This is a genomic window from Celeribacter sp. SCSIO 80838 (assembly GCF_056498065.1).
This window is the reverse complement of sequence record NZ_JAZKMA010000001.1, coordinates 37,706-55,326: the sequence shown is the minus strand read 5'-3', so window position 1 is coordinate 55,326 and position 17,621 is coordinate 37,706. Positions and strand designations below refer to the sequence as shown.

The 17,621-nt window shown below is 59.8% G+C and carries 14 protein-coding genes and 1 pseudogene; 5 read left to right on the top strand and 10 right to left on the bottom strand.

Annotated features, from left to right (window positions below; all coding sequences use genetic code 11):
- Positions 1-2 precede the first annotated feature (2 nt).
- Positions 3-749: a helix-turn-helix domain-containing protein gene (locus tag V1475_RS00260; RefSeq protein WP_479411152.1), complete on the bottom strand. Its 747-nt coding sequence runs from the start codon at positions 747-749 to the stop codon at positions 3-5.
- A gap of 1,118 nt (positions 750-1,867) precedes the next feature.
- Between V1475_RS00260 and V1475_RS00255 the strand changes: the two are divergent.
- Positions 1,868-2,111, top strand: a pseudogene (locus V1475_RS00255) (IS3 family transposase); the annotation flags it as partial.
- 200 nt (positions 2,112-2,311) lie between these two features.
- Here V1475_RS00255 and V1475_RS00250 read toward each other — a convergent pair.
- From V1475_RS00250 to thiC, 9 genes are all read right to left on the bottom strand, one after another.
- The gene (locus V1475_RS00250) at positions 2,312-5,677 is read right to left on the bottom strand and encodes an Ig-like domain-containing protein (protein ID WP_479411151.1); all 3,366 of its coding nucleotides are present in this window, start codon (positions 5,675-5,677) and stop codon (positions 2,312-2,314) included.
- A 382-nt stretch (positions 5,678-6,059) separates the two neighbouring features.
- Entirely contained in the window at positions 6,060-6,389 is a 330-nt protein-coding gene (locus V1475_RS00245) for a DUF2322 family protein (protein WP_434290801.1), read from the bottom strand.
- Positions 6,390-6,582: 193 nt separating this feature from the next.
- Positions 6,583-7,311: a bifunctional hydroxymethylpyrimidine kinase/phosphomethylpyrimidine kinase gene (thiD, locus tag V1475_RS00240; RefSeq protein ID WP_479411150.1), complete on the bottom strand. Its 729-nt coding sequence runs from the start codon at positions 7,309-7,311 to the stop codon at positions 6,583-6,585.
- Positions 7,308-8,234 carry a ThiF family adenylyltransferase gene (locus V1475_RS00235; protein ID WP_479411149.1) on the bottom strand — a complete coding sequence of 309 codons (927 nt, stop codon included), beginning with the start codon at positions 8,232-8,234 and terminating at the stop codon, positions 7,308-7,310. The genes thiD and V1475_RS00235 overlap by 4 nt, the downstream gene beginning before the upstream one ends.
- Complete coding sequence (locus tag V1475_RS00230; protein ID WP_479411148.1) at positions 8,231-8,839, bottom strand: thiamine phosphate synthase; 609 nt, start codon at positions 8,837-8,839, stop codon at positions 8,231-8,233. Before V1475_RS00230 ends, V1475_RS00235 begins: the two co-directional genes overlap by 4 nt.
- Positions 8,836-9,597 carry a thiazole synthase gene (locus V1475_RS00225; RefSeq protein ID WP_479411147.1) on the bottom strand — a complete coding sequence of 254 codons (762 nt, stop codon included), beginning with the start codon at positions 9,595-9,597 and terminating at the stop codon, positions 8,836-8,838. The genes V1475_RS00230 and V1475_RS00225 overlap by 4 nt, the downstream gene beginning before the upstream one ends.
- 3 nt (positions 9,598-9,600) lie before the next feature.
- Positions 9,601-9,798, bottom strand: coding sequence for a sulfur carrier protein ThiS (thiS, locus tag V1475_RS00220; protein WP_434290810.1), 198 nt, complete (start codon positions 9,796-9,798; stop codon positions 9,601-9,603).
- Positions 9,788-10,720 (bottom strand): FAD-dependent oxidoreductase, encoded by a 933-nt coding sequence (locus V1475_RS00215; protein WP_479411146.1) that lies wholly within the window; start codon positions 10,718-10,720, stop codon positions 9,788-9,790. The genes thiS and V1475_RS00215 overlap by 11 nt, the downstream gene beginning before the upstream one ends.
- Complete coding sequence (gene thiC, locus V1475_RS00210) at positions 10,717-12,516, bottom strand: phosphomethylpyrimidine synthase ThiC (protein ID WP_479411145.1); 1,800 nt, start codon at positions 12,514-12,516, stop codon at positions 10,717-10,719. The genes V1475_RS00215 and thiC overlap by 4 nt, the downstream gene beginning before the upstream one ends.
- Positions 12,517-13,542: 1,026 nt before the next feature.
- Here thiC and V1475_RS00205 point away from each other — a divergent pair.
- The 4 genes from V1475_RS00205 (at position 13,543) to V1475_RS00190 (ending at position 17,607) form a co-directional block, all read left to right on the top strand.
- Positions 13,543-14,523, top strand: coding sequence for a substrate-binding domain-containing protein (locus V1475_RS00205; protein ID WP_434290815.1), 981 nt, complete (start codon positions 13,543-13,545; stop codon positions 14,521-14,523).
- 86 nt (positions 14,524-14,609) lie between these two features.
- Entirely contained in the window at positions 14,610-16,106 is a 1,497-nt protein-coding gene (locus V1475_RS00200; RefSeq protein WP_479411144.1) for a sugar ABC transporter ATP-binding protein, read from the top strand.
- Positions 16,099-17,079, top strand: a complete 981-nt coding sequence (locus tag V1475_RS00195) for an ABC transporter permease (protein WP_066710058.1) — start codon at positions 16,099-16,101, stop codon at positions 17,077-17,079. Before V1475_RS00200 ends, V1475_RS00195 begins: the two co-directional genes overlap by 8 nt.
- 39 nt (positions 17,080-17,118) lie before the next feature.
- On the top strand, positions 17,119-17,607 hold the full coding sequence (locus tag V1475_RS00190; protein ID WP_066604082.1) for a VOC family protein: 489 nt from the start codon (positions 17,119-17,121) through the stop codon (positions 17,605-17,607).
- The last annotated feature ends 14 nt before the right edge of the window (positions 17,608-17,621 follow it).

Sequence of the window (17,621 nt, the reverse complement as noted above, 5' to 3'; positions counted from 1 at the left end):
TTTTATTCGATGTGCATTCCGGTGCTGAAATGTGTTTTGACAGTGTCATCCAAATTGGGGTCTTCAAGCGACCAGGCGCCAGAATGCGCGCGAAACAATTGAAGGGGATTGCCGGTCACCTTTTGAAAGATCACTTTCGACGGCACGATTTGCCCCGGTCGTGAGAGGCTGGTCGTCAATGTGTGGCCAAACAGATACCTGTCAGACTTGAAGCGCGGCAAGGACAGGAGCAGCAGGCCCAGATCGGTATCCCCGTCATTCAGTTCAGACATGCGAAGAACTTGGAGACATCCGGAGTTCAGGAACACGAGCGCGCCATGCTTGTAGGTTTTGATACCGGTTCTCGGCTGACCGTCCTGACGCAGGGCCATCAGGGATTTTGCATAGGTTTTTCCCACTTCCTGATAGATGCGGATCAGGCTGACATGCACGTGGCTCTCTGACGTCGCAGTGCGGTGATAGAACAGGTAGTCACCACAATGCTGTGCCAAGGCATGCTCTTCGCGCATCGTGCGCACCATTGCCCGATTAAATGTATTGGCCATTGAAACTTCGAGATCGGTGGTCAGCTTGAGTGACGCACCCGCCACGTATTCGCTGTTTCCGACGGGCTTGAATAACATGTCCAGCTCGACGTCGAGCGTCTTGGCGATGCGATTAAGCGTATGTGCGGAAGGGATGCTGCTGCCATTCAGATACTTGTTCAACTGCTGACGGTTGATGCCAATGTGGTGCGCGGCTTCCGTCAACGTAGGATATTTCCCAAGCAGTAGCCTGAGGTTGTGTGCAATGTTTCGGGATGGCATTGTTTTCTCTAAAAAACAGTTTTGGCGTTCTTCGCATTCATTTTGGTATACAAAAATTTTTCGACGAATACAAATGGTTATCGAGGCAAAGTCAGAGGAACTTGTCTTGAGAGGGGGCGCGGGTCCCCGGGTGCGCGCCTGTTAAATCAAACGAAGGGCTCAATCCAAAGTGGACTACTTTTACGCCGTTCTCATGGACCCGTTTTGCGCCGCCCCAAACAAATGCGCAGCGGATGAGATGCGTTTCGGACTAATATCGAAAGCTCAGATTCTTGCCGACGCTTCTGAAACTCAGGGAGCTTGATCGGGTTGCCTAGGCCGTATGAGCTCTTGGAGACCCTTGCTGAACAAGCGAGAGCCATGATCACGTTATTCATTGCCTGATGACGGGGTTATCCAGGCGACCGTCGCCCCGGTTGATCCGTCTCATGCGACGTCGAAAACGGCAGAATTTAGGATCGCATCCGGTCACCGTGCTGGCGGCGCCAATGAGGTGGCTAAGATTTTAGTTGCGCATAATATTTTGGGCATAAGACGACGGTGTAATCTCTTTCGCGTCATTCTGTGCGCCAGATAGAGAATTTCATCGAATATTTTATTTGGTTAACCAATTTCCCAATGCTGATTATGAAAAAACGTTTGTGAGTGCGGTTTCATACACGGAAGCTGTTGTCGATTTGCGGGGGCGACATGATTGTCGGACTATTACTGTTCAGTGCCGTGGTCGGGATCATTGCAGCAACGGGGGCGTTTTTTTTGGGGTTTTCTCTGAGCCAAATTGCTTTGACCTATATTTGCGCAGGCATGATTGCGATGTCTCTCGGGGCAATCTCTGTTGCTGCGATAGAGAAAATTAAATCTCGAAAACACGATTGTTAAATCCCTTATTTAAAGTCGGGTTTTTGTCATTTGTCGAATGACAAGGACGTCTCTTTTGTCTGACGTCAGCACCTGTGGGACAGATTTGAGGATTTGAACGACGGAGGGTTTCTGGTTCATCGTAGCCTTTAAGGCGCGAAGATGAACTAGAAGCCGGAACATCGAAAGATGCAGCTGACAAGGTGGTCAAAAACATCCGGCGCAAGCCCCGCAAGACCTACGCGGCGGAGGAGAGGAACCGCATTGTTTTGGCGGGCCTTCGTGGCGAGGAAAGCATCTCGGCGCTGTGTCGCCGCGAGAGGGGGGCGGAGAGCCTGTATTCCACTTGGTCGAAGGAATTGCAGTCAGAGGCCGTGGCTCGGACGGAATGCGAGGCCGATTTCACCTTGGAAAACCCTCTGCTCAAAAAAGCATGACAGGGGCTGGTATTATCTCAGCACTATTCTGGCTGATTGCAGCCGCGCCCGCCATTGGTCCGTGGACAATGGTCGAGTGACACGATCGAGCTGGCCCTGACGGCATCGGGCTGCGGTCAGGCGGTTGTACGCCCGCGCATCACAAATCAGCACGCCCGCCAACCAGAGGTCAGCGGGCGTTGGTTTTTTCGTCTTGCGGAGCATTCCCGATCAGAAGGTGAAGGCAACCTCGAAGGACAGGCCGTAGCTGGACACATCCGTGTCCCCGCCCAGACCATCGACAAAGGCAGAACCGGAGGTCCGGACGCCCTGTCCATTGTCATAGCTCAGGCCGATGTCCATGCGGCCACGGTGACCTTCTTCTTCCGTGATATACGCGCTGGCGGCGCCGCTGCCTTTGGTGTGGCTATAGATCCCGGAAATCCCGAAATCGAGCATCAGATCGCCTTCGGGCACAAAGATCGGCACCTCGAAATCCAAGCCTGCGGCAAGCTCGGTGAGGGTCACCTTTTGCTCAGGCACGACCGTGCCGCCACTGACATAGGCGTTCTGGGAATCGCTGACATGGCTCAGGGTCAGGTTGGGAATGAGGGTCCAGCCCTTGTCCATCTCGACACGCCCCTGTGCCCCCAATGAGGCCAGCATACGGTCCCCCGTGAAGCTGCCGGTTTGACCGGTGGACAGGGTAATGTCGTTGTCGGTCTCGCCGAACAACAGTCGGCCATCGACAAAGAACGGATGATTGCCGATCTGCGTGGCAAAATACGGGCCGACGAGCCAACCGGTGCCCTCAACCTTGGTGCCTTGCGAGTCCTCCTGTTCCGCCATGTCATATTGCACCATCGCGCCGAGGATTGCGCCCGAGGACAGCTTCGTGTGGTAGCCGAAAGACGCGAGGCCGTAGCTCATGTCCTCGGTGTCGCTGTCCGACCAGGACCCGGACACCGCCATCCAAAACGGACCGTTTCCGCGGGAACTGAGCGCGAACTCACCGCCACCGCGCGAGACGCTGACGGAGGCATTGCCTTCATTCTGACCGGTGACAAAACGGGAGACGTCCGGCTGGTTCTGGATCAGGCTGCGCGCACGCGCTTGCAAAAACTGCGCAATCGCTTCGCTTTGCTCCGCCGAGGTGTCGAGCTGCGCGATGGCCGAGGCCGCCACGGACAGCTCGCCCGTCATGTCACGCGCGGCGCCGTCCGCCACCGAGATGGTGACATCGCCGCGATCGTCCGGCGTGATGGGGACCGAATAGACCGATCCGCTCCCCGTGAGCGCGCCCATCGTCGCGTTGGTGAGGGACACATCCGACGCCTCGAAGCCGGTGACATTCTCGGTGAAGGTGAAGGTCGCGACGAAGGTCTCGCCTCGTGTGATCGTCCCCGGAACGCCCGAGATTGTCAGACCCGGCGCAACGCCGTCGGGCACGACGGAGATGATATTCGAGGCGACGTTGGTATTGTCCGCCGCGTCGAGCACCGTGTTTGCACCAAGCTGGATGGACTGAGCGAAATCCGTCCCCGTGGCTTGCATTGTGTAGGTGTCGCCGCTGCCCGAGAGCGAGGCCAGATCGACATTCGTGGTGACGAAATCGCTCAGGTCCAGACCGGTCACATCCTCGTCGAAGGTGATTGTCACCGTGTAGGGCGTTCCCGGAAAGTCCGGGGTTGCCGTCAATGTCGGCGTCGGATCGGTCAGATCGGCGGTGTTGGTGACGGTCGTTGCCGCCGTGTTGCCGAGACCGGACAGATCCGTCACGGCATTCTCGGCGAAATTGACCGTCACGGTGCCGTCTGTGTCGGGCGTGATCGTCGCCGTGTAGACGGTCGCACTGGATTGTTGCAGGTCGGAGGCCACGCCATTGGTGACAGAAATGTTGCCCAAGGCCAGCCCCGTCACCTCTTCGGAGAAGGTGATCGTCAGCGTGAAGGGCGCGTTCACCAGACCGGACGGCATGTCGAGCATCACCGTCGGGCGGGTGATATCCGCCGTGGCGCTTGCCGTGTTGGAGGCAATGTTGTCATTGCCCGCCGCATCGGTCGCGACACTTGCGGGGACAGACACGGTGACCGCGCCGTCGGCGTCGGGCGTGATTGTCGCCGTATAGAGCTGCGCGGAGGCGGCTTGCAGGTCAGAGGCGGCGCCGTTCGTCACGGTGATCCCGCCGAGTGAGAACCCGGTCACATCCTCGTCGAAACTGATCGAAGCCGTGTAAGGCTGGCCCGGACCGTTGTCGATCAAACTGACCGTCGGGGTCGGGTCGGTCAGATCGGCGGTGTTGCTGACGGCCGTTGCCGCCTCATTGCCGAGACCGGCCGCGTCCGTCACGAGGTTCTCGGCGAAACTGACCGTCACGGTGCCGTCCGCCGTCGGCGTGATCGTCGCCGTGTATGTGGTCGTGCTGGTTTGCTGCAAATTCGAGGCCGTGCCATTGCTGGCCGAAATATTGCCCAAAGTCACCGCGCTCACCTCCTCGGAGAAGGTCATCGTCAGCGTGAAGGGGGCGTTCACCAGACCGCTCGGCACATCGAGCGCCACCGTCGGACGGGTCACATCCGCCGTGGTGCTCACCGTGTTGGAGACGGTGTTGCCATTGCCTGCCGCATCCGTGGCCGCGCTTGCAGGGATCGACACGGTGACCGTGCCGTCGGCATCTGGCGTCACGGTGGCCGTGTAGACCTGTGCCGAGACGGTTTGAAGGTTCGAGGCCGTGCCGTTCACAACGGTGAAATCGCCAAGCGCAAATCCGGTCATGTCCTCATCGAAGGTCACGGTCACATCGAAGGGGCCGTTCACCTCGGAGGGGATCGCGGAAAGCACAGCGCTCGGCGCCGTCACATCGCGCGTGCCGCTGAGCGTTGCCCCGGTCCCGGAATTGCCGACCTGGTCAACAGCGGCGGCATCCCCAACAGCGACTTGAAACGCACCTGTCGAGCTGAGGGTCAGATCGGCGGTATAGGTCGACCCGCTGCCGCTGAAATTCGAAAACGACCCGGTGCCCGAGCTGAGGGTCAGATCGCTCACGTCGAAACCGGTCACGATTTCGGAAAAGGTGAAGGTGAGCGGGATCACGGAACTGTTGGTCGGGAAAGAGGATGAAGAGATGATCGACATCGTCGGGCCCACATTGTCAATGTAGTAGCGCTCAGCGGCACCAATCACTGTGAAATCGGTCATGGCGTTGCCCGCCGTGTCGGTGATCGTGGCACTGCTGTTTGGAGCAAGCCGCACAAAGCGTGTGCCGTTGGCCTCCGGATAACTAAACCTTACCATATACCTATAAGCGTTGGGTGAAATGCGAGATGCAGTATAAAATGTAATACCGAGACTGCTAAGAGTGGTGAAGACGTTAAAATCAGAAAGGTTTATGTCAGAGATGTCTTCGGTGAAGGTGATCTCCCATGTAAGTTCCGTGTCGTTGGTATATTCGTCCGAAGGATCATAGCGGGTGATCGATTGGATGCGTGGCGGCGTTGTATCCGTCGCCTGCGCCTTGGCTGTCTCCGTGAGTGCTGTGATGCAACAGAGCGCAATCAAAGCCAGTGACATGTGTTTTAGAAAACGTCGTGCGGTCATTTTCTTTACCCCATAAAACTGGGGCATGAAGAACAAACAACATACCCCAACGGCGACGCAATCTTTCGATCACGCCACAGACATTGGGCCAGTTGCTTGCGACGGGGGTGCACATAATGCGCACCCGGATCTTCCCGAAACCGACATCTTACCGGTGAGGCCATTTACACCGGAGGTTCTCAAGCGTCGCCAAAATCCACGTTTGAGGACAAGAGAGAAAGCACTTGTTGATCTGTTTCAGGAAATCGCTGTTTTGTGCTGCGTTTTGGTCACAGCTTTCGAAGCCGCACAGACTGTTTCTGCCACTGGACTGCTGAATTTGAACGATTTTGCGACAGGGCCTTCAATCCGGTCAGTTCTTACACAGCGGCCGCCGAGGTGGTTACTTCGCTATGAGCCGCATGGTCAAGGACGCAGCACCGTTTTGAATCTCGAAAAGGCGGTCTATGTTCGGATGTGCGCCGGGTCGGTTTCGCGCGTCCTCGGTATGTTCCGCAAAGACAGCCAGCCCGTGTGCCGCAGCTTCGGCATTCAGAACCCCATAGGTCTCGAACAGGTATTGGTAGACCGCCAAGGACCCTTGCTTGCCCGGTTGGTTCTCGATGGACGCGACCATATCGCCTGCGGCATCCACCATCTCCAATCTTTCGATCCCGTCAATGGACGGCAGGTTCTGAAGGTTCTCCTTAAACGAGGAAACGGGCTGAATCATCGGTCTGTCCTTTCAATTGCTCTTCCGAACCGCCCATATCAAACCAAAGACCGCCACGCCAAGGTCGCAAAGTCGCCATGGCAAAATTGGATCAGCACATCGGACCCTTCACGTCTGAAGCGGCAACGCATGTCAGGATCGGGAAAGCCGATCTACAGCGAAGCCCAACCCAGCGAATGGCCGCAAAGGGCCGTCATAATTCATGACGAAACCGCGTCATAACGAGGCTTCTGGCCTTGCTCACCGCCCTGCGCAGATCACCTCCCTGACCAAGTGTGACAGCGATGGCACTGGCCATTTGACATCCGGTTCCCCGAAGCGAGAAGCCGTACCGGGGGCCGCGGAAAATCTGACGTTTTTCGGACTGCATATAAAGCCTGTCTTCGCAGAATGCTCCGGCCTCGTCATGCCCTCCCTTCACCAAAACCGCTCTGCAACCGCGGGTCATGAGCGCCTCTGCGCATGTGACCTCATCGCACTCATCCTTGAGCCCGAGCCGGGAGGACAGCATCCGGAGTTCCGGCAGATTGGGGGTAAAAAGCGTCGTGCGCGGGAGGAGATCCGTCAGAAGCGCCTCCATGCCCGCGCCGTCAAGTAATGCGCGCCCCGAGGTCGAGGCGAGCACAGGGTCCAGCACAAGTGGAGCCGCGGGCAGGCTCTGTGCCACCGCGGAGACAATCTGCGCGGAGCCGAGCATCCCGATCTTGACCGCATCCACGCCGGAAGCCCCCTTCACTTGTTCCGCAACGAGTTCGGGTGACATCATCTGGACCGCGCTGACGCAGGCATCTGTTTGGGCTGTGACAGCCGTCACTGCGACACAGGTCTCGGCCCCCATGCCCGCGACCGTGGCGATGTCGCGGGCCAGACCGGCCCCGCCGCTGGAATCCGTTCCTCCGATCAGAAGCACCCGCACGGTCATGCGCCCACCGCACAGATCACGATCCGGCGATGGCCGCTGTCATCCGCCAAATCTCTTGCCGCACGCCATGCCCGCAGACCGCTTGCACAGAGGAAAACCACGCGCCGATCCGGGTCGGGGCCTAGCTGTGCCGGATCTAGAACGTCGTTTTTCCGCAGATCGACAAGAAGGTCATCCTTTTCGATTTGCCCATGCGCGATGATCTTGGGGAAAATCTCGTCGGGTTCGTGTGCCCCGTCAAAGCTGAATTGCGAGATGCGCCAGGTCGCGAAGTCGACCGACAGCACCTTGCCCAGCGGCGAAGGCGTGTGATGCAAGAGGATCGAGAGGGCCATCTGTGCCTGCATCGCGCCGAGAGTGGCAACAGCCGGGCCCATCACCCCATCCGTCGCGCAGTTTGCGGCAACGGCGGGAGGGTCCGGGAACACGGCGCGCAGGCTGGGCGATTTGCCGCAAAAGCCGCCGACATATCCCCGACGCCCCAGCACAGACGCGCTCACCAGAGGTTTGACGGCGGTCTGACAGAGGTCGGAAAGCGCATAGCTCACCGCAAAACTATCGGCGGCATCGATCACCAGATCGGCCCTGTCGATTTCGCGCTGTGCCGCGACCGGATCGAGCCGCGCTACGTTTGCCTGCACATGGCAGTCGGGATTGAGCGCTTTCAGATGTCGCGCGGCGATTTCCGCTTTGGGCTGGCCGAGGTCGTCCATGCGGTAGAGCGTTTGGCGATGCAGATTGTGAACCTCGACCACGTCGGGATCATAGAGGGTGATCGATCCCACACCAGCCCCGACCAAGAGCGGCAAAAGCGCAGACCCCAGCCCGCCAGCTCCAGCCACCAGAACCTTTGCTGCGGTGAGACGCGCCTGACCTTCGGCGCCAATCTCCGGCAGGCTGATCTGTCTGGCATAGCGGTTCATCTGACATACTCCCGCGTCGCTTTGATCCACTCTGCGCAACGGGCCTCGGGGTCGGGCGCGGTGGCAATGTCGGTCACCACGGCGGCGCTGTCCGCCCCCGCTTCGAACAGGCCGGGCAGGCGTTCGGGCGTCAACCCGCCGATGCCCACGAGCGGCGTGTCTCCGGCGGCTTTCTTCCACGCCCGCACCCGGTCCAGCCCCTGTGGCCCCCATTTCATTTTCTTCAGAAGCGTCGGATAGACCGGCCCCAAGGCGACATAAGCCGGATCATGCGAGAGGGCACGGTCAAGCTCCGCCTCATCATGGGTGGAGAGGCCAAAGCGGATACCGGCGCGGCGCAAAGCGGGGAAATCGGCGCTGTCCATGTCCTCTTGCCCGAGATGGACGAAGGAACAGTTGAGATCGAGCGCCATTTGCCAATGGTCATTGACCACAAGCTGGGCGCGATGCACCGCGCAGAAATCGCGGGCGCGTCGGATTTGGCGATGCACTTCCTCCTCCGGCTGATCCTTGATCCGAAGTTGCACGAGGCGCACGCCCTGCGGGACCAGCAATTCGAGCTGCCCGACATGGCCGACGATGAGATAAAACGGATCGAGGGTCATGTTAAAAGCTCCGCCATGCCAAAGATGGGGGTTGAGGCCTCAGCCATATCGCGGCGTGGCATGAGGCCCGCATCATAGGCCTGATGCCCGGCGGCAATGGCGTACAAAAATGCTTCGGCCATCGCGACGGGATCAACGGCCTTGGCGACTGCGGTGTTCAGGAGCACGGCATCGAACCCCATCTCCATCGCCTGCGCAGCCTGCGAGGGTGCGCCGATCCCGGCGTCGATCACCAGAGGCACATCGCGGAAATGCGCCCGCATGCTCCGTAGCCCCTCGATGTTGCGCAACCCTTGACCGGACCCAATCGGTGCGCCCCAAGGCATGAGCACACGACATCCTGCCTCGATCAGCTTTTCACCGACGATCAGGTCTTCGGTCGTATAAGGGAACACATCGAACCCGTCGGCACAGAGAATGCGGGCGGCTTCGACCAGTGCGAAAGGGTCGGGTTGCAAAGTATCGGCATGGCCGATCACTTCGAGTTTGATCCATGAGGTCCCGAACAGCTCACGCGCCATATGGGCGGTGGTGACCGCCTCACGCACGGTATGACAGCCCGCCGTGTTGGGCAGGATGCGACAGCCGCTGTCTTTGAGGATGGCACGAAAATCCGCGCCCCCCGCGCCTTCGCGGCGCAGCGAGACGGTGATCACTTCTGTCCCGGAGGCAGCGATGGCCGCGCGCAAAATCTCGGGGGAGGGATATTGCGCCGTGCCAAGCATCAGGCGGTTTTTCAAAGGAATGTCGTAAAACATGTCTCAGCCCCCCTGCATCGGAGAGAGGAGTTCGACCTTCATTCCGGCACTCAGTTTGAACGCGTCACGCGCGTCACGCGGCACGAATTGCCCATCGACGGCGGAGGCGACAGACTGCGCGTCAACCGTCTGCTCCGTGATCAGTCCGGCGAGCGTGTCGGCGGCGGTCTCGATGGGATGGCCGTTCAGATCAATGCGCATGGGCGTTCTCCCGTGTCAAAAGGGTGGCAAGCTCCATCGCCAGAACCGGGGCCATCAGAAACCCGTGGCGATACATGCCGTTGAGATGCAGCGTGTCGCCGATGCGACGGATCGCCGGAATATTGTCGGGGAAAGAGGGGCGGAGACCTGCTCCGGTGGCGATCACCTCGGCCTCTGCAAACGCCGGATGAAGACTATAGGCCGCCGAGAGCAATTCCATCGTGGCGCGCGCCGTGATCGGGCCTGCGCGGTTGCTTTCGATCATGGTCGCCCCGATCATGAAGCGCCCCGCGCCACGCGGGACGATGTAACAGGGAAAGCGCGGATGGAGCAGGCGGACAGGCCGCGAGAGCGTGACCTCGGGCGTGTAAACCTCAAGCATCTCGCCCCGCACACCGCGCAGATCGGGGAGTGCCCCGGTGCAGGCCATGCCCCGACAATCGACCACGCGCCCTTTTGGGGGGCCGTCGCGAAAGATCACCCCCTGCGTTGCGAGGCGATCCTTGAGCGTTGCAAGGGCCGCCCTTGGGTCGAGATGCGCCTCATTGTCGAAAAACAACCCACGGGCAAACCGGCCTTCGAGATCGGGTTCGAGATCCCCGGGGTTGACCCAGCGATGCGCGCGGGTGGCACGGGCGAAGCGATCCAGCTCTTGCGCATCGCGGGGCGGTGCGACGACAAGCGTGCCGTACCGCGTGACATCGACATGCGCGGCCCACCAGTCGATGGCGGCCTGACCGCGCGTGACGATCACCTCGGGCGCGCTTTCGCCTTCGCAGAACGGGGCCAACATGCCCCCCGCCAGGCGGGAGGCCGGGGGCGGGGCATCCTGGGCTTCGATCACCTCGACCTCATGCCCCGCCTCAATAAGCGCAGTGGCGGCGCAAAGCCCCGCCACGCCGGTTCCATGCACCGAAATCATTCCGCAGGTTCCTGTGCTTGTTCCTCTGCCGGAATATAAAGCGCGCCGCCTTCGCGGAATTTCTCCGCCATGGATGCCATGCCCTCCTGTTTCGCCGCTTCGGCGCGGATGTCGTGAGAAATCCGCATCGAACAGAATTTCGGCCCGCACATGGAACAGAAATGTGCCACCTTATGCGCCTCTTTCGGCATGGTCTCATCGTGCATTTCGCGCGCCGTGTCGGGGTCGAGGCCAAGGTTGAACTGATCCTCCCAGCGGAATTCGAACCGCGCGCGTGACAGCGCATCGTCGCGCAGCTGTGCCCCCGGATGCCCCTTGGCGAGATCGGCGGCATGGGCGGCGAGTTTGTAGGTGATCACCCCGGTTTTCACATCGTCGCGGTCGGGCAGGCCAAGGTGTTCCTTGGGCGTCACGTAGCAAAGCATCGCGGTGCCGAACCAGCCGATCATCGCCGCGCCGATGGCGGAGGTGATATGGTCATAGCCCGGCGCGATGTCGGTTGTGAGCGGTCCGAGCGTGTAGAACGGCGCCTCGTGGCAATGCTTGAGCTGCTCGTCCATGTTCTCCTTGATCTTGTGCATCGGCACGTGACCGGGGCCTTCGATCATCACCTGACAGTCCTTTGCCCAAGCGATTTTGGTCAGCTCACCCAGCGTGCGCAGCTCGGCAAATTGCGCCTCGTCATTGGCGTCGGCGATAGAGCCGGGGCGCAACCCGTCGCCAAGGCTAAAGGACACGTCATAGCGGCGGCAAATGTCGCAGATCTCGTCGAAATGCTCGTAGAGAAAGCTCTCGCGGTGATGATGCAGGCACCATTTCGCCATGATCGAGCCGCCGCGCGAGACGATGCCGGTGACGCGTTTGGCGGTCATCGGGATCATATGAAGCCGCACGCCCGCGTGGATGGTGAAGTAATCGACGCCCTGTTCAGCCTGTTCGATGAGTGTGTCGCGGAACACTTCCCAGGTCAGGTCCTCGGCGATCCCGCCGACCTTTTCAAGCGCCTGATAGAGCGGCACGGTCCCGATCGGCACAGGCGCGTTGCGGATGATCCAGTCGCGGATGTTGTGGATGTTGCGCCCCGTCGACAGGTCCATCACCGTGTCGCCGCCCCAGCGGATCGCCCAGACCATTTTCTCCACCTCTTCCTCCATCGAGGAGGTGACGGCGGAGTTGCCGATGTTGGCGTTGATCTTCACTTTGAAATTGCGCCCGATGATCATCGGTTCCAATTCGCGGTGGTTGATGTTGGCAGGGATGATGGCGCGGCCTTCGGCGATCTCTTGACGCACGAATTCCGGCGTGACCAGTTCGGGCAGAGTGGCCCCGAAGCCTTCGCCATCCGTCTTCGCACCCGACAGACGGCCCTCGTTCTCGCGGATCGCGACGAATTCCATCTCCGGCGTGATGATCCCGGCCTTGGCATAGGCAAGTTGGGTCACGGCGCGGTCGCCCACGGCACGCAAGGGCGCGCGTTGATGCGGGAAGGCGGGCGTCAGACGTTCGCCGGTGGCAAAGCCGTTGTCGGCCTCGGTCACCGCACGGCCCTCATAAGCTTCGATGTCGCCACGCTGATGTTGCCAACCGCCGCGTACATCGGGCAGGCCCTTGGCAATGTCGATCTCCGCCGCCGGATCGGTATAGGGCCCGGAGCTGTCATAAACGCGAAGCGGGGCCTCGCCTGTCACAGTGATTTCACGCAGCGGCACGCGCAGCTCATGCAGATCGCCATGCACATAGATTTTCTGCGAGGCGGGCAAAGCACCGGTGGTGATGGTCGGGATCGTGTCTTTCATTTCGGTCTCCTCAAACGATGAGACCCAAGTGAAACGGGTAGCAGACATGGGCCACCGCCCGATGCGTCCAAACGCAATAGGGCCATGCGGCCCGAAAGGACCGCCCCCATATTTGAGATGCGTGTGATGCCCTTCGGTCTTCCTACGCCAGTGTCAACTGGGTCAGGTTCTAAGGGTCGCGTCACCTCGGGCGGGTTTGCCGCCGTCAATCAGCCTCTCAGTCCCTTGGGCGGGACTCCCCTGACGTGGATGCATAGTTTGATTTCGGTTGGGTCATGTCAACCAGAAAAGTGAGGCTGGAGTCGTATGTTTGAAATGAGGAGCGTCAGTTTCGGTATGGTAGCTGCCCTTTGCAAAAACTCATTGGGATGTCGGAGTTGGGCTGCGACCGGTCACCCGATGCGTTTTCTGCGACCGTCTTGGAAACCGGAACCAAACAAAGCCACGGTGAGAAGGTCGTCAAAGACATCCGCCGAGGAGACGATCGGGATCGTTCTGGACGGCCTGAAAGGCGAGGACAGCATAGCTGAGCGGTGTCGGCGTCCTGAACTGCGGGGCGACCGCGCCCTCGCGCAGATACTTTCCGATGGTGTTGCGAGACAGGCCCGAGCGTCAGGAAATCTCGCGAATTGTCATCCATGTCACATAATGCCCAATGTCGAATGGCACTCGAAAATCACCTGCCGATCACGCCATATCTCGTCGACTGAAATCGGCAGGGCAACGTGTTCGCGTGGATCAATTCGCAATGAAAATTTGAGGCCTACCGGGCAAGTTCTCATCGAAGACCAACACTTTAGAAGCTGATAGGCGGGGTGGTTGCAGACGCGTAGAAGAATGCGTCTTGACAGCTAAAATAATATAAATAACAGTTGTGAAATAAATAACAAGCCAAAGACTCGCGCAGGGGAGAGGAGCCTCGGTGAGTGGCGCGCAGATCCGGCGCGGGTTTGGAGTTGGTTTCTCTGGAGGAGAGGGGCCTGAAATTGAGCATGCGTGGAGGTATGCTCGCAATGGGAGGAAACTATGAAAAAACTTATGCGCGGCCTTTCGGTCGCAGCCTGTGGCATTGTGTTTGGCACAACGCTGGGCGCAACAAGCGTATCGGCCCAAGACGCCGTTCCTGAGATCAAGGACGAATATCGCTTCGTGATGATCCCGATCCTGGCGCAGGCTTGGTTCGACATCGTTCATGATGCAGCGGCGGATTCGGCGGAACAGTTGAGTGCCCAGCTTGGCACCAAGATCACCATCGATTACCAAGCCCCGGCGCAGGCCGATCTGGTCGAACAAAACACGCTTTTGGAGCGTGCCATCGCGACCAAACCCGACGGCATCGCCATCGACGCCATCGACGTGAACGCCAGCATGCCGATCCTCAACGAAGCCCGTGATCGCGGCATCCCGGTCGTGCTTTTTGTCTCGACCGCGCCGCAGGGCTCGCAATTCACCTATATCTCCAATGACTTCTACGATCAGGGGCGGATTTTGGGCGAGGAGCTTTTGAAGCGTATCGACAACAAGGGCAAAATTGCGATCCTGCACGGGGTGCCGACCAACTCCGCCCATGCGGACCGCTATGACGCGCTCAAGGACCTGTTCGCGCAATACCCGGATGTCGAGATCGTCGACGAGGGCTTCGATTATGACGATGTGCAAAAGGCCCAGACCGAAGCCTCGCGCATGTTGGCGGCCAATGCCGATCTCGACGCCATCGCCGTGGTGGATGCTGCGGGTCCCGTTGGCGTCGGACTGGCGCTGCGCGAAGCGGGGCGTGTCGGCGAGGTGCAATTCGTCGGCATCGACGATGTGCCGCAGCTTCAGGAACTGATGCGTGACGGGGTGCTCGATCTGTCGATTGCCACCCGCCCGCGCATGATCGGCGAATGGTCCACCGTGGCGCTGATGCTTCAGAACATGGGCGTGGAAACGCCGTCCTGGATCGACACGGGCATCGGTTACATGACGCCCGACATGGTGGCGAACGGCAATATCGACGGCTTCTGAGATCCGATTTTCGGACATGACACCGACCGGGCGCATCTCTGCGATGCCCCGGTCTCACTCTCAGGCCAATCTCAGGGAGACGCGACATGAGTCTTTTGGAAGCCCGTGGCATCACCAAACGCTTTCCTGGCGTGGTGGCGCTTGATGCGGTGGATTTGCGGTTCGAACGCGGCGAAGTGCATTGCATCGTCGGCGAAAACGGCGCGGGGAAAAGCACGCTGGTCAAGGTGCTGACCGGCATCTACCGACCCGACGAGGGCGATCTGCACTATGATGGTGCGACGCCTCCGGCGATTGGCTATGTGCCGCAGGAACTGAATCTGTTCGACCATATGACCGTGGCGGAAAACATGTTCCTGCCGCTGGAAAATGGCGCGCTGTTCCGGCGCAAGGCGCTTGAGAAGGCGGTACAGCCCTTTCTTAAGGACCTGAAGATGACCTGTGCGCCGGATGACATGGTGCGCGACATTTCGGTGGCCGAAAAGCAGCTTTTGCAAATCGCCCGCGCGCTGGCGAGCCGCCGATCCGATATTCTCATCCTCGATGAACCGACCGCCTCTCTGACGGCGACGGAAATCGAACGGCTCTTTGCGATTATCGAAGAGTTGCAGGCGCGCGGCACGGCGATTGTCTTCATCACCCATCGACTCGACGAGGTGATGCGGCTGCATTCCGTGGTCTCCGTGCTGCGCAACGGCTGTGTTGTGGGTAACTCCGATGGCGAGGAGGTCTCCGAGGCCTGGATTGTCTCCAAGATGACCGGCAAGGAGATGGACCTGAGCACGCTCTACCGTCCGCGTACCCCGCGTGGCGACCGTGTGTTCCGCGTCGAGGGGCTGTCTGGCGACGGCTTCGAAGAGGTTTCTTTCGATCTTCACGCGGGTGAAATCCTCGGCTTTGCCGGGCTGGTGGGCGCCGGGCGCTCCGAGGTGTTGCAGACGCTCTTCGGAATGCGCAAACCGACAGCGGGGCAGGCGTGGTTCGACGGTGAGCCATGGGTGTTCAACAAACCGGCGCGGGCGATTTCCAAGGGGGTGATGTATCTCTCCGAGGAACGCAAGGCGCATGGGATTTTCCCACATATGTCGGTGCGTCAGAACGTCGGCGCAGGCTTGCTGCGCGACGTGGCGCGGCTGGGGGTGGTGTCGGACGCGCGTGAGGCGCAAGCCGCCGCCAAGATCATCGGCGACTATCGGGTCAAAACCGCCTCGGCTGACACAAAGATCATGAACCTCAGCGGCGGCAATCAGCAAAAGGTGCTGATCGGGCGCGGCCTCATGGCCAATCCGCGGGTGATGATTTTCGACGAACCGACGCGCGGCATCGACGTCAACGCCAAGGACGAGATCTACCGCCTGATGCAACGGGTGGCTGAGGAGCAACAGATCGCCGTGGTGCTGATCTCCTCGGAAATCGAAGAGCTTTTGAAATGCAGCAACCGGGTTCTGAGCCTCTATGACGGGCGGATCAACGCGGAAATTGCGGCAGAGAATTTGAGCGAGGAACGCTTGCTGTCCTCGATTATCAATACGGGCGGCGCCTTTGATGCGACGACTGCAAACAGGGAGGAAGCCCATGTCTGACGGGCTGGTGAACATGACGCAGAGACGGGGTTTCAATCTGAAAGACGGCGGCCAGATCGTCGGGGTTCTGATCGCTTTTGTGGTGATCTGTGTGGTCGCGTCTTTGGTCGCGCCGCAGTTCCTGACGAGCTACAACATGACGATCATTTCCCGCGATCTTGCCTTTATCGGCATTGTAGCCATCGCGCAGGGCATGTTGCTTTTGCTCGGCGACATCGACGTTTCCATTGGCGCAATCGCGGGGCTGTGCGGCATCGTCTGCACCAAGCTTCTGGTCGATGCGCAGCTCGATCCGGCGCTCGCCATTTCGGCGGGGCTGGCGGTCGGGGCCATTGCGGGCGCTATCAATGGTACGATCATCACCATGTTCAACCTGAACTCTCTGGTGGTGACCATCGGCATGCTCAGTGTCTATTCGGGTCTCAACCTCTGGATCACCAAGGGCCGCACCATCGTGGGCCTGCCGAAAGAGGTGACGGTTCTGGGCGGCGGGACGCTCATGGGTGTGCCGGTGCCGGTCTATATCATGGCGGGCGTGTTTCTCGTGATCCTGTTCCTGACCACGAAAACGGTCTACGGGCGGCGTCTCTATGCCGTGGGCAACAGTCGCGAGGCCGCCAAGATCATCGGCATCCACGAACAACGTGTCCGCATCACCGCCTATGCCGTGGCGGGCGCATTGGCCGGGCTGGCGGGGATGCTGTTGTGCTTTCGCCTTGTGTCGGCGCAGGCCTCGATGGGGCAATCCTGGCTTTTGCCGTCGATTGCCGCGCCGGTCATCGGCGGGATCGCCACCACGGGCGGCATCGGCACGATCTGGGGCGCACTTCTGGGCGCAGCCATCATCGCGGTGATCGGCAATGTGATCGTGCTGGGCGGTGTCGACGTCTACCTGCAACAGGTGGTCACGGGTGCGATCGTGGTGATCGCCGTCGCTCTCGATGCCATCACACGCAAAATGGGCCGGGGGTAATCCCCCGCCCGCAGTTTCATTCCAAAAGAGGAGATAGGAATGTCCGAGGAAACCAAAATCACTCAGATCGGTGTCGTTGTGCGCGATCTGGATGCGACGATGAAAATGTATCACCAGCTTCTGGGCTGGGGGCCGTGGAATGTTTACGAACACACTGCTCCTGTGCTGCATGACACCCATCTGCACGGCAAGCCTGCGACCTATTCGATGCTCTGCGCCGAGGTGATGGTGGGCGACATGTGTTACGAGCTGATCCAGCCGCTTGAGGGCGACTCGATTTACAAGGAATGGCTCGAAGAACATGGCGAGGGCCTGCACCACGTCGCCGTGATGAAACACGGCCAGGACGCGGCCGATCAGTTCAAGAAGGACATGGATGCGGCGGGCGCAAAGATGCTCATGGGCGGGCGCATCGGCGAGACCATCGAGTTCTATTACCTCGACAGCGAGCCGCAGCTCAAAGTGATCCTCGAATCCGGCACCGGCCACGCCATCGACCTGAAACCGATCCGCACATACCCTGAGTGAACGATCCCGGTCCC

Bases quoted from the DNA above. Each gene is read 5' to 3' on its own strand.
- V1475_RS00250 (WP_479411151.1), bottom strand. From the start codon at position 5,677: ATGACCGCACGACGTTTTCTAAAACACATGTCACTGGCTTTGATTGCG.
- V1475_RS00245 (WP_434290801.1), bottom strand. From the start codon at position 6,389: ATGATTCAGCCCGTTTCCTCGTTTAAGGAGAACCTTCAGAACCTGCCG.
- thiD (WP_479411150.1), bottom strand. From the start codon at position 7,311: ATGACCGTGCGGGTGCTTCTGATCGGAGGAACGGATTCCAGCGGCGGG.
- V1475_RS00235 (WP_479411149.1), bottom strand. From the start codon at position 8,234: ATGAACCGCTATGCCAGACAGATCAGCCTGCCGGAGATTGGCGCCGAA.
- V1475_RS00230 (WP_479411148.1), bottom strand. From the start codon at position 8,839: ATGACCCTCGATCCGTTTTATCTCATCGTCGGCCATGTCGGGCAGCTC.
- V1475_RS00225 (WP_479411147.1), bottom strand. From the start codon at position 9,597: ATGTTTTACGACATTCCTTTGAAAAACCGCCTGATGCTTGGCACGGCG.
- thiS (WP_434290810.1), bottom strand. From the start codon at position 9,798: ATGCGCATTGATCTGAACGGCCATCCCATCGAGACCGCCGCCGACACG.
- V1475_RS00215 (WP_479411146.1), bottom strand. From the start codon at position 10,720: ATGATTTCGGTGCATGGAACCGGCGTGGCGGGGCTTTGCGCCGCCACT.
- thiC (WP_479411145.1), bottom strand. From the start codon at position 12,516: ATGAAAGACACGATCCCGACCATCACCACCGGTGCTTTGCCCGCCTCG.
- V1475_RS00205 (WP_434290815.1), top strand. From the start codon at position 13,543: ATGAAAAAACTTATGCGCGGCCTTTCGGTCGCAGCCTGTGGCATTGTG.
- V1475_RS00200 (WP_479411144.1), top strand. From the start codon at position 14,610: ATGAGTCTTTTGGAAGCCCGTGGCATCACCAAACGCTTTCCTGGCGTG.
- V1475_RS00195 (WP_066710058.1), top strand. From the start codon at position 16,099: ATGTCTGACGGGCTGGTGAACATGACGCAGAGACGGGGTTTCAATCTG.
- V1475_RS00190 (WP_066604082.1), top strand. From the start codon at position 17,119: ATGTCCGAGGAAACCAAAATCACTCAGATCGGTGTCGTTGTGCGCGAT.